Here is an 11,832-nt window from a genome sequence, read left to right on the forward strand (position 1 = left end):
TGATGATGAATACTACCGTTAGCACCAACTCCACAGGACAGATTATCTGGGACTGCATTGTCTCGCTGCGCGAAGCTGGTCAGGCGATCAGTCGTCAGCGGTTGATGGAGCTCACAGACTTCCCCTACACCAAGGTCGACGACCACGTCAGCCGCTGGATCGAAGAAGGGCGCATGCGGCGCCTGGTCGATGGCGTCTATGAAGTGGTGGACCCGTTGCCCGAGCCCCGGGCCATCTCCGTGACCGACCTGCACAACAACATGGTGCTGATCGAGATCGGGGACCAGGAACTGCGCCTCTTCACCCCAGAGGCGCGGGCCCTGGCCCGCCAGCTGGGGGGCTTTGCCCTGCAGTATGCGCAGCTGCAGACGCAGAACGATGTGGCGGCACTGCTGGTTGAGGCCACGGTGCGCAACCGGGCGCTGGCCGATCGCATCAGCGACATGGAGCGCGCCCAGGCGGCTCTGGCGCGGCAACTGAAAGAGGCTCAGAAAAGCAACCAGATGGCCTTGATCGGGTAGCGTCTCCCACAGGTGGCAACACCTACCCCCGATAGGGTTCGACCTGGGGGAGTCCGGCATGGATCATTCGTCCAATGACCACGCCCAAGACATCGACCGACAGCAAACAAAACCTCGCGCCTGCACGCCAGGCTGTGGACTGGGAGCGCATCGAGCTGGACTACCGGGCAGCCATCAAGACGCTGCGCCAGATCGCCGATGAGCACGGCATCACCCATGGGGCCATCAACAAGCGTGCGAAGCGTGATGGATGGGAGCGCGACCTCACCCAGAAGATCCACGCGAAGGCGGAAGCGCTGGTATCCAAAGCGGCGGTATCCAGCGAGGTATCCAAAGAGGCCCGGGTGGCTGAGAAGCAGGTGATCGATGGCAACGCGCAGGTTGTGGCCAATGTGCGCATAGGCCAGCGCCGCGACATTCAGCGGGCCCGCAACCTGTGCCTGTCCCTGCTGGAAGAGCTTGAGCTCCAGACCACGCGGCCAGAACTCTTCGAACAAATCGAGCAGGCGCTGGCCGAGCGCCCGGCCGGCGAACAGCTGAGCAGCGCGGCGCGCGCCAAGCTTCAGGACGGTATGAACCGGGCCATGAGCCTGGCTGGCCGCTCCAACACCATGCGCTCTCTGGCTGAATCCCTGCGCCTGCTGATAGGGCTGGAACGCCAGGCCTGGGGTATCAAGGATGATGCCGAGGGCGGCGACATGCCGGGCCAGTTGGGTGGTCGCGAGCTGACGGATGCAGAGCGGGCCGTGCGCATGGCCAGAATGCTGGCGGCCAACCCCAGCGCCCTGGCTGCAATCTCAGGAGGCACAGCCTCATGAGCAAGGCTCCATCCACCGCAGAAATGCTGGAGATGGTGAAGGCCATGCCTGCCGATCTCAAGCGGGAGCTGGACAAACTGCTACTGGCCGATGGTGCGCCGATCTGGGTGCCGCAGGATGGCCCGCAGCTGAGCGCCTACAACTCGCCAGCGGACATCGTCTTCTATGGCGGTTCGGCCGGCGGCGGCAAGACCGATCTGCTGCTGGGCCTGTCGCTTACCTCTCAAGAGCACAGCATCATCTTCCGGCGCGAAGCTGTGCAGCTGGTGGGTATCGAAGAGCGCATGGCCAAGATCATCGGCACCCGCAAGGGCTACAACAGCCAAGACGGTGTCTGGCGCCTGCCTGGCAAGCGGATCCTGGAGCTGGGCAGCGTGAAGGACGCAGGCGACTGGATCAAGTACCAGGGCCGGCCGCATGATGCCAAGCTGTTCGACGAGATCTGCCACTTTACGGAGATGCAGTTTCGCACGCTCATCGGCTGGCTGCGCACTGACAACCCCAAGGTGCGCCAGCGCGTGGTGTGCGCTGGCAACCCCCCAACTGAGCCGGAAGGCGAGTGGGTGAAGCGCTTCTGGGCGCCATGGCTGGACCCCAACCACGGCAACCCTGCCAAGCCGGGTGAGCTGCGCTGGTACTTCACCAACGAAAAGGGCGAGGACCAGGAGACCGACGGGCCTGAGCCTGTGATGATGGGGGGCGAACTGGTCAAGCCCCAGAGCCGCACATTCATCCCGTCGAGCGTGGATGACAACCTGTTCCTGGCAGCCACTGGCTACAAGGCCAAGCTGCAGGCGCTGCCCGAGCCCCTGCGCTCCCAGATGCTGCGTGGGGATTTCAACGCCGGCGCGGCTGACCCTGCCTGGCAGCTGATCCCGACCGAATGGGTGAAGGCAGCGCAGGCCCGCTGGAAGCCCAGGGATGCCAAGGGCCAAATGACCGCTCTCGGCTTCGACCCCGCGCGCGGCGGCATCGACAAATCCAGCGCTGCCCCGCGCTATGGAAACTGGTTCGATCACCTTGTGACCGTGCCTGGCATCGTGACCAATGACGGCCCCAAGGCCGCCGGCTTTGTGGTGCCCCTCGTGCGCAACGGCGCGTGCATATGCGTGGACGGTATTGGTATTGGCTCGAGCGCGCTGGACTTCCTGGTGGGGCTCAACCTGCTGGTGCTGTCCGTTGTTGGCTCCAACTCGAGCGAGCTCATGGACAAGGCCGGCCAGCTGCGCTTTCGCAACAAGCGCGCCGAGATGTACTGGCGCATGCGTGAAGCCTTGGACCCTCTGAACCCAGACCCCGTGGCGCTGCCGCCTGATCCAGAGCTGGCCGCCGACCTGTGCGCCGTTCGCTACAAGGTGGTGACCATGGGCCAGAAGGCCGCCATTCAGGTGCGCAGCAAGGACGAGATCCGCGAGGCGCTGGGCCGCAGCCCGGACAAGGGCGACTGCGTGGCCATGACCTTTGTCTCCAACATCCCCACCCCCAAGCAGGCGAAGAAGGAACGTTCCTGGCGTGATCGCCTGGGCATCAGCCAGCGCAAACGAGGATCGGCTCAGGCCGCATGAACACCATGGCACAAGACAACGACAAGGCGCGAGAGAACTGGGCCCGCTACCTCTACGGCAAGGACCGTGGCCATACCCAATTCATGGAGCATGCCAACCGGTGCGAGGGCATGTACCTGGGCGGCGGTGAGCAGTGGAGCGCGGTGGATCGTGCAGTGCTGCAGGATCAGGGCCGGCCGTGCTACGAGTTCAACGAGGTGCAGCCCTCGATCAATTCAGCCGTGGGCTACCAGATCCACAACCGCATGGACATCGTCTACAAGCCGCGCGGCGGCCAGGCCGACCTCGATAAGGCCACGATCCTGACCAAGCTTGTCAAGCAGGTGACGGATTCGACCAACCTGCATTGGATGGAGACGCAGGTGTTCAGCGATGGTCTGATCGCGCAGCGTGGCTACTTTGACCTGCGTATGGACTTCGAGAGCAACATCCTGGGCGAGGTGGCCATCGACACACTGGATCCCTTGGATGTGATCCCGGATCCGGACGCCAAGAGCTACGACCCTGATGATTGGGGTGATGTGCTGGTGACCCGCTGGCTGACGCTGGATGAGATCGAGCAGCGCTACGGTAAGGCCGCGCGCACCGAGGCTGAATCGAGCAACGATGACGGGCCGGACTTCGGCGACTTCGATGACGAGGCAGAGCGCAGCAAGTTCGGCATGTTCAGCCAGGCCAGTCTGTATGACGCCTACCGCACTGACGAACAAGGCTTCAAGCGCTACCGCGTGATTGAGCGGCAGCAGTTTGTCTACGAGCTCACGCCGTGCCTGGTGCACCCCAGCACCGGGGATGTGCTGGTGGAGGCCACCATGGCGGAGGATTCGAAAACCGACGCACTGGCTAAAGGCGCGGTGCGTGCAAAGCGTATGCGCAAGCGCATTCGCTGGGTCGTGAGTACTTGGTGCCGCACGCTGCACGATGACTACAGCCCCTACGACCACTTCACGACTGTCCCGTACTTCGCCTACTTCCGACGCGGCAAAACGCGCGGCATGGTTGATAGCGCCATTGGCCCGCAAGAAGTCTTGAACAAAGCGGTGAGCCAGTTCATTCACATCCTCAACAGCTCGGCCAACGGCGGCTGGATGGTGGAGGAGGGGTCGCTCTCCAACATGGAGACCGAGGAGCTGGAGAGTGTCGGCGCGCAGACGGGCCTGGTCATTGAGTACAAGAAGGAAAGCAAGCCGCCCACGAAGATCGGGCCCAACCAGGTGCCCACCGGCATCGACCGCATCATCGACCGCGCAGACAAGGCGCTCAAGGATGTGACGGTGCCCGACGCGATGCGCGGCAGCCAAGGGCCTGAGATCTCTGGCATCGCCATCCAGTCAAAGCAGTTCGCCAGCCAGCAGCAACTGGCGGTGCCACTCGACAACCTGGCCTACACCCGGCACCTCTTGGCCACGCGGATCACCAAGCTGATCCAGCGCTACTACGACAGCTACCGCATCTTCCGCATCACGGAGATGGATCCACTGAGCGGCAAGCCAACAGACGAAGTGTTGGAGATCAACAAGTTTGACCCCGCGACAGGTGACTATATCAACGATGTGACCGTGGGCACCTATGACGTGGTGATTTCGGAGCAGCCAATGCAGGTGACCTTCGAAAACAGCCAGTTCCAGCAGGTGATGGAAATGCGCAATGCTGGCGTGCGCCTGCCTGATGCCACCGTGATCCGCTACTCCAACCTGGCCGACAAGCCCGAGATCCTCAAAGCCATGCAGTCAAGCCAGGCGCCCGTCGATCCGACGCTGCAGGCCAAGGCCGACCTCATGGCTGCGCAGGCGATCAAGGCCAAGGCAGATGCCCGTCTGTCCGACAACAGAGCTATCGGCACGAATGTCGAGACGCAATACAGCGCAGTTCAGACGGCTCAGATCATTGAGATGACGCCGGGCACCGCCACGACGGCCGATGGCCTGCTGGGATCCGCTGGCTATGTGGACCATGACGCGGCGCCGATTGTGCCTGCTGCATCTGGCATGCCGGCCACTGCAGTCCCTGCAACTGGCGGCGCGGCCGCCATGGCTGAGCCGGTGCTGCCACCAGGTGCTGCGCAGAACACGAACCCTGTGCTTCCAGCCAATCCCGGCGTCGGCTTGATGGCCGGCATCAAAACCCCTGGGCCAGACGGCCTGCAACTTTGAAGGAGCCGATATGGCCAAGAAAGACATTGCCGTGGCGAGTTCTGAACGCGACTGGCAAGCAGAAGACGACATGCGCACCCTGGCGCGCGCCGAGGAGATCCGCAAGGACCCGGCCCGACTGAAGGCTGCGCTCGGAAAGGCCAAGGAAAAGATGGCTGAGCTGGGCGCCCTGCAGGCGCTCCAGAGCGGCAGCAAGAACTGAGCACCCATTTACATAGACCACTGAGAGGACCGAACCATGAACATGTTGCTGTTGAAACTGATGAAGCGCCTGAACGAAGCTGGCGAGAGCGGCTCTGACGCAGGCGGCACTGGCGCCGCTCCTGCACCTGCACCTGCTGAAGACCGTGGCGACGTTGTCGACCCTGAACTGAACGCCAGCACCCTGGCCAGCCTGGTCGGCCAAGATGCCGGCGGCGAGGGTGCAGAGGCTGGTGAAGCGGGTGGCGAAGGCGGCGAGGGCGCTGGCGAAGGCCAGGAAGCAGAAGGTGCTGGCGAGGGCGGCCAAGGCGGCCGATCCGCTGGCATCCCCCCCGCTCGCTTCAATGAAGTAAATGAGCGTCGCAAGCAGGCTGAGAAGGATCTGGCCGAAGCTCAGGCCGAGATCGAGCGCTTGCGCCAAGGCGGCAGCCAAGCGCCCAGCCCAGCCCCTGCACCTGCTGCAGGAGCACCAGCAGCACCAGCAGCTGCGCCGGCAGCACCCTTCGACGAAGATGCCCAGGAACAGGCATATGTGAGCGCCTTGATCGATGGCGACCACAAGCGAGCTGCCGAAATTCGCAAGGGCATCAACGCGCACCTGCGTGATGAAGCCACCAAGGCGGCAATCCAGCGCGCCGATGAGCAGCGCCAGGCTGAACACCAGCAAGCCGTGAGCCGGGCGCTTGCAGCTGAGACGGCGCTGACGATCGAGAAATACCCGTACCTGGACACGGCAGAGGGCGCCGAGGCAGTGGAGCTGATCGTGGCAGCGCGTGACGCCAAGATCGCCAAGGGCATGCCTGCTCACGAAGCTCTGCGCGTGGCTGTGGCCGCCATCGCACCCCGGTTCGCTCCTGTCGCCGCTGCAGCGCCTACCCCGGGTAAGGATTCTGCTTCTGCAGCAGCTCCGGCAGACTCTCGTACATCAGCTGCAATTGCTCGCGGCGCTGCAGCCTCAGTGGCTCAGCCTCCAGCACTGAACGGCGGTGTGGGTGATCGAGCCAATGCAGGCAGGATCAACGTGGCGCAGATGACGGACGAGCAGTTCGAAAACCTGTCACCCGCTGAGATCAAGAAGCTGCGCGGCGACTGATAGCCAAACCCCAGCAGGCACTCACCCGGCCTGCTGGTTCAAACAGGGTGCACCTCGTCTGCTGGCCGACGTAAAAGGCCTGGCCCCTTGGCAGCCCATGCCATGCACTTCGCAATAGGGCGGCGCATGTCCCGAACAAGTAACCACTTATTTGGAGCATGCAATGCAGACGAATTTCGCAGGGCTGACGCCCGTTCAAAAGCTGGTCTGGTCGCGCGACGTTTGGCGCGCCGCCCGCGACCAGATGTTCCTCAAGCGCTTCATGGGCACCACCCAGGGCTCGATGGTGCAGGTGATCAAGGAGCTGACCAAGACGGAGAAGGGCGAACAGGCCATCTTCCAACTGGTTGCCGACCTGGTCGAAGACGGTGTGATCGGCGACAACGAACGCGAAGGCAACGAAGAAGCCATGCAGTCGCACAGCCAGATCATCAGCCTGGACCTGATGACCCATGGTGTGCGCAACAAGGGCAAGCTGTCTGACCAGAAGACGGTCATCAATTTTCGCGAGACCGGCCGCGACAACCTGGCCTACTGGCTGGCTGATCGCTGCGACCAGCTGGCATTCCTGACCATGTCGGGCATCAGCTACGCCTACAAGCCAAACGGCGCACTGCGCGTGGGCTCGCCATTCCCGTCGCTGTCCTTCGCCGCCGATGTGCGTGCACCGAGCGCCAAGCGCTCCCTGATGTACGACGGCACCAGCCTGCAGGCGTCCAACACTGCGGCCATCACGCCAGCGTTCCTGCCTTCGTACAAGATGATCGTGGACCTGATCGCCTACGCCAAGGAGCACTATGTGCGCCCACTGACCGATGGCGGCAAGCAGTACTTTGTGCTGCTGGTGGCCCCCGGCACGCTGGCGGCGCTGAAGAAGGACCCCGATTACCAGCGCGCAGTGGTGGCGGTGGCCACGAAGGCGGGCACGGATTCGCCTTGGTTCAGCGGCGCGACTGTGACTGTGGACGGCGCCGTGATCCACGAGCACAACAAGGTCTACAACACCAAGGGTGCAGCAGCTGGCTCCAAGTGGGGCGCCGACGGCAACGTCAACGGCACCCGCACGCTGCTGTGCGGTGCACAAGCCATGGCCATGTGCGACCTGGGCGCGCCGGACTGGGTTGAAAAGCTCTTCCAGTACGACAGCCAGCAGGGCATCAACGTGGACAAGATGATCGGCTTCCTCAAGCCACAGTTCCACTCGATCTACGACGACAGTGTCGAAGACTTCGGCATTGTGGCGGTCGACCACTACCTGCAGTAAGCAGCCTCCAGGGCAGGGCCAGGGTGCCCTGCCATCCTTTTTCCCTTGTTGTTGATAGGAGCTGATCATGTCGATCAAGAAGAACGCCGGCCGCCAGGAACTGATTGTGGCCACCATGCTGATCGCCTTTGGCGATCCCAAAGCTTACGGCACCGCAGAAGCTGCCATTGACCTGCCCGGCAATGCCGTGCCCGTGGGCGGTGATGTGACTGTCATCACGCCCTGGAACAGCGCCACCACGGCGACTCTGAAGCTGGGCGATGCGGCCGACGATGACCGCTACACCGCAACACCCATCGACTTGAAGACTGCTGGCCGCACTGCGCTGACCATCACAGGTTTCAAGACGCCTGCTGCACAAGCCATCAATGCGCTGCTCGCCCAGACGGGAGCGGCTGCCACCGCTGGCCTGGCGCGGGTGACTGTGCACTACTACGTGGAAGGCCGGTCGGCTTTCACTCAAGGCTGAGTTTGTCTCAGTGGTCGGGCCGTTAAGGCCTTTCACCCGGCAGCGTCAAACCTGCCGGGTCTTTTGAAAGATGAATCACCATGCTCAAATTTCGCTCTCCCACCGCTGAGCCGATGCACATCGGGCTGACCAGTGGCCACACCACGGTCATCTCGACCGAAGGCAACGAAATCCCTGCGATCTTCCATCGCGAAGCCATTGCCCGCGGCGCGATCATCGTCACCGGACAAGCTGACGGTGCAGGTGCAGTGGTCCAAACCACCGCCGGCGGCACCACCCCAGTTGACACGGCCAACCGCTCCCTGCTGATCAAGCAGGCGCTGCAGGCCATGCTCGATGGTGGCGAAGAAGGCGACTTCACTGCCGAAGGCAAGCCGAACCTGACCAAGCTCAAAGCTCGCCTGGGCTTCGCAGTCACCCGCGAAGAAGTCGAAGCTGAGTGGCTGGTCGTCTCCGCTGGCGACTAAGGCTGCACCATGAATGTCGGCGATTTCATCTCGACCTTCCGGGCAGACGTCCTGGACCAGGCCGATCCACCGTTCTGGACATCGGAGGAGATCGTCGGCTTTCTCAACGAGGCAGTGCAAGAGGCGTGTGAGCGCGCCAAGCTGATCGAGGACCGCGCCACCGCACAGGTGTGCACACTGGCGGTTGTGCCTGGCCAAGACACCTACCCGCTGCACCACTGCGTCTTGGAGATCAAGCGGGCAGCCTTCAATGGCCGTGCCATCTGCGAAACGAGCGTGGAAGCAGAGGATGCGCTGAATTGCAACTGGGAGCAGCGCTCTGGTCATCCCCGAGACTTTATTTTTGAACAGGCCAGCGGGGCGCGTCCGCCGCAGCTGCGCATCCTGCCCCGCCCCACGGTGCCGGGCACAATCCACTTGACCGTTTACCGTGGGGCCCTGAATCCTCTGCGGCCTGGTGCGTGTGGGGAGACGCCTGAGCTGCCCAGCCGCTACCACACGCGCCTGATGCATTGGCTGATGTACCGTGCGCACCTCAAGCAGGACGCCGACACGTTTGATGCCGTCAAGGCTGGTGAGCATCTGGCGCTCTTTGAACAGGCATTTGGCAGGCGGCCCGATGCCAACGTGCAGCGTAAGCAGCGCGATCGTCGGCCGCCGATAGTGCGCAGCCACTGGTAAGGCCACCCGCTAGGGATTGGCTGGAGGCCTTTGCACTGGGAGACTTGCACCAGTCTCAAGTGAAAGGCCCTCTCAATGGCAACCGTTGACCCCACACAGCGCCGCTCGCGCGCGCAGGACTGGCTCAGCCAGATTCCGATGGACACCGACATAAAGGCACCAGCGGCCGACGGTTCCCAGAACAGTCCCTTAAATACCGAGGTGGGTCGCAACGTGATGAACACCCTGAGCGCTTTGCCAGGGGCAGCGGCAGTTCCCGGCGCAGTGGGGCTGGGTGCGAATACAGCAGCAAGAGCGCTGGGCGCGGCTGCACCAGCCGTGACCGCCACAGGTCGTGCTGCTCAGGCGTTGGGCTCGTATACGCCTGTAGTTGGTGGCGGCGCGCTCTTGGGTGTGGCTGCTTCACCAGCTGCGCAACCAACGGCCGCTGCACCATCGCCAGCGCCGGCGGCACCGCAAGCGAGTTCCTCAACCTCAACAGCGGCTGGCGCGCAGCCCCCATCGCAGGCTATGGCCACTCCTCCCGGCACGCCGTCGGCAGCGCCCTCTGGCAACGTGACCCGTGTGGGCAACAGCTACAGCGGATCAAATATCTCGGGCAGTATCACCGTGAATGGCCAAGCACCGGGGGGCGGCTTCATGGAAGGACAGGCCGGCTCACGGCAGCAAATGGCAAGCTTGAGCCCTGCAAGCCCCTCCGTGCCTGCAGTTGCAACTCCGCAAACAGCCAACAGCACCAACGACTATTCGGCTCGCAAGCAATTGGAAAACCTGGCCACTTCTGCCAGCAGCATCACCAACACACAGCGGTGGGGAAACGTGCGTCGAGGCGAAGTCACGCCAGCGGTCATGGCATACCAAGCCGCGCTCGCAAACGACACAGCTCTGCAGCAGCAGCAGGCAGGGCTGGACAACAGTGCAATGGTTCAGCAAGCCAACTTGCAGCGCGAAGGCATGCAGCAGCAAGGCGCCAATGCACGAAGTGCTATGAGTGGGGCTGTGCAAATGGGTCGACTAAATCTCGATGCAGAGGCACAAGGGTATGCAAACCGTGCTGCCGCCCAACAGGAGCAGCTGCGTGGGCAGCTTATCGATCCCAAATCCACGAGCGAGCAGCGACAGACTGCACGGCAGGCCTTGATGACCTTGAGTGGACGGCAAGATGCAGATCCTTACCTTGTGGTGCCGGGTGGCCAGCAGGTGGATGCAGTAAGCGGCCGGGCCTACAACACACCATCCGCGGTGTTCAATCGGCAGACGGGGCAGTGGGTGCAGCAGCCGGGGCAGGGCGCGCAGCAAGCACTGGATCAAAATCCGCAGGCGATTGCAATTCGAAATGATTCATCTATGAGCCGGGAGCAGAAGGTGGAGGCCCTCCGCAAGTTGGGATATTCCTAATCGCCTGAATATTTGGAGGGGGCTGAATTGAGGAAGCGATCAATCTGCCCTTCGTCATACAGCCTTCTGCAAGCAATAGCCACCAGCGTGGCAGCCTGATTGCTCCGAGTGTCCACAGCCTTCTTGGCGGTGCACTCGGCCCCTGACTTGAAGCCAAGAGCGCCACGGCCCGAGCCTTGAGGTATGGCCTCAATGCCGCCAGGGTGCTCAGCCAGGCACGACTGCATGATGGCGTGGGCCGCAACGTCGTTCTGCGCTGCTGGGGCCTTGTCCAGGATGCAGGTGGCGTAGTTCGCGGCCATGGCAGGGGAGGCCATGAGCAAGGCCAGCAGTGCATGTACAGAGTGCATAAAAGTGTTGATTGGCAAGGACTGGTAAGCCATGATCGGCGTGTACACCTTCGCCAACAGAGTTTAGGGTTAACTAAGCGCTTGTGCTACGATTCCGTAATTGCTAGAACGAACAATAGGCCGTAGATCCTATGTGTAGCAACGCCTGGGACATGGGAACCAATGATGCTCCGCGTTCTCTAACCCGACACAGAACCCTGCAACCAACAGAAGGACACAGACATGAAGAACAAAGACTTCATTATTGATGTGCGCCCTGTGCGCAGCGAGCTTTTATCTGCAAAAGAGTTTTTAAAACTTGCAGATGAAGAACCAACACTAATTGAGAAAGTTGAATTCAGACCTCCGGCTCCCGGCCGAAAAGGCTTCGGAGAATTCTTCGTTAATTACACTCGCTCGCGACATCGTCGCTTAGTAAATGGCTAGTAATTCGCCTGCCCAAAGAAATGGAGCGCCGAACATCTCTGAAGAAACTGTCAAAGAGATGATCGCGGTACAGAAGCAAACTCTGACAATCAAGCTTAAAGAACTTGAACGAGACAGTGCAGAGATTGAATTCAATAAGAAGATTGCTCAAAGCTCCATCGATGCCCAAGAGAGGGATCGAAAGCATGAGCGAGAAGAGAATACAAAACGACAGTCGCACAAGTATTATTTCGGATTGGCAATTGTTGTTTTAATTTTCGCCTTTTCTGCTTATGCACTTCATTTAGGACGAACTGATATTTTGATGGATGTCCTAAAAGTAGTTGTTGGCTTTGTCGGCGGTCTTGGTTTTGCTACTTATAAAACAAGAAGCCGCGATAAAGACGACGATGAATAACGGCGCACCATAAACAAAACCCGCTCCGG

The 11,832-nt window shown here is 61.5% G+C and carries 14 protein-coding genes; 13 read left to right on the forward strand and 1 reads right to left on the reverse strand.

The features are described 5' to 3' along the window. Positions 1–5 precede the first annotated feature (5 nt). The 11 genes from N4T19_RS03180 to N4T19_RS03230 all read left to right on the forward strand — a co-directional run bounded on the left by N4T19_RS03180 (position 6) and on the right by N4T19_RS03230 (position 10,630). On the forward strand, positions 6–521 hold the full coding sequence (locus N4T19_RS03180; protein ID WP_260719447.1) for a hypothetical protein: 516 nt from the start codon (positions 6–8) through the stop codon (positions 519–521). 74 nt (positions 522–595) lie between these two features. Next, positions 596–1,339, forward strand: coding sequence for a hypothetical protein (locus tag N4T19_RS03185; protein WP_260719448.1), 744 nt, complete (start codon positions 596–598; stop codon positions 1,337–1,339). Continuing rightward, positions 1,336–2,904, forward strand: coding sequence for a terminase (locus N4T19_RS03190; RefSeq protein WP_260719449.1), 1,569 nt, complete (start codon positions 1,336–1,338; stop codon positions 2,902–2,904). Before N4T19_RS03185 ends, N4T19_RS03190 begins: the two co-directional genes overlap by 4 nt. A 5-nt stretch (positions 2,905–2,909) precedes the next feature. After that, entirely contained in the window at positions 2,910–5,057 is a 2,148-nt protein-coding gene (locus N4T19_RS03195; RefSeq protein ID WP_260719450.1) for a portal protein, read from the forward strand. A 10-nt stretch (positions 5,058–5,067) separates the two neighbouring features. Next, the gene (locus tag N4T19_RS03200; RefSeq protein ID WP_260719451.1) at positions 5,068–5,259 is read left to right on the forward strand and encodes a hypothetical protein; all 192 of its coding nucleotides are present in this window, start codon (positions 5,068–5,070) and stop codon (positions 5,257–5,259) included. Between the two features lie 36 nt (positions 5,260–5,295). After that, complete coding sequence (locus N4T19_RS03205; RefSeq protein WP_260719452.1) at positions 5,296–6,351, forward strand: hypothetical protein; 1,056 nt, start codon at positions 5,296–5,298, stop codon at positions 6,349–6,351. A 163-nt stretch (positions 6,352–6,514) separates the two neighbouring features. Beyond that, positions 6,515–7,615, forward strand: a complete 1,101-nt coding sequence (locus tag N4T19_RS03210; RefSeq protein WP_260719453.1) for a N4-gp56 family major capsid protein — start codon at positions 6,515–6,517, stop codon at positions 7,613–7,615. A 67-nt stretch (positions 7,616–7,682) separates the two neighbouring features. Further along, positions 7,683–8,084, forward strand: a complete 402-nt coding sequence (locus tag N4T19_RS03215; protein ID WP_260719454.1) for a hypothetical protein — start codon at positions 7,683–7,685, stop codon at positions 8,082–8,084. Between the two features lie 80 nt (positions 8,085–8,164). After that, entirely contained in the window at positions 8,165–8,551 is a 387-nt protein-coding gene (locus N4T19_RS03220) for a hypothetical protein (RefSeq protein ID WP_260719455.1), read from the forward strand. A gap of 9 nt (positions 8,552–8,560) precedes the next feature. After that, positions 8,561–9,232 carry a phage adaptor protein gene (locus tag N4T19_RS03225; protein WP_260719456.1) on the forward strand — a complete coding sequence of 224 codons (672 nt, stop codon included), beginning with the start codon at positions 8,561–8,563 and terminating at the stop codon, positions 9,230–9,232. 510 nt (positions 9,233–9,742) lie between these two features. Then, positions 9,743–10,630 carry a hypothetical protein gene (locus N4T19_RS03230; protein ID WP_260719457.1) on the forward strand — a complete coding sequence of 296 codons (888 nt, stop codon included), beginning with the start codon at positions 9,743–9,745 and terminating at the stop codon, positions 10,628–10,630. Here the strand turns inward: N4T19_RS03230 and N4T19_RS03235 are convergent. Beyond that, the gene (locus tag N4T19_RS03235; protein ID WP_260719458.1) at positions 10,627–11,013 is read right to left on the reverse strand and encodes a hypothetical protein; all 387 of its coding nucleotides are present in this window, start codon (positions 11,011–11,013) and stop codon (positions 10,627–10,629) included. The genes N4T19_RS03230 and N4T19_RS03235 overlap by 4 nt on opposite strands. Positions 11,014–11,202: 189 nt before the next feature. Here N4T19_RS03235 and N4T19_RS03240 point away from each other — a divergent pair, with 189 nt between their 5' ends. Further along, positions 11,203–11,406: a hypothetical protein gene (locus tag N4T19_RS03240; protein WP_182340958.1), complete on the forward strand. Its 204-nt coding sequence runs from the start codon at positions 11,203–11,205 to the stop codon at positions 11,404–11,406. Further along, entirely contained in the window at positions 11,399–11,803 is a 405-nt protein-coding gene (locus N4T19_RS03245; protein WP_182340961.1) for a hypothetical protein, read from the forward strand. Before N4T19_RS03240 ends, N4T19_RS03245 begins: the two co-directional genes overlap by 8 nt. Positions 11,804–11,832: the final 29 nt, after the last annotated feature.

It is taken from the genome of Comamonas squillarum, from assembly GCF_025309455.1.
Lineage (GTDB): Bacteria > Pseudomonadota > Gammaproteobacteria > Burkholderiales > Burkholderiaceae_C > Comamonas > Comamonas squillarum.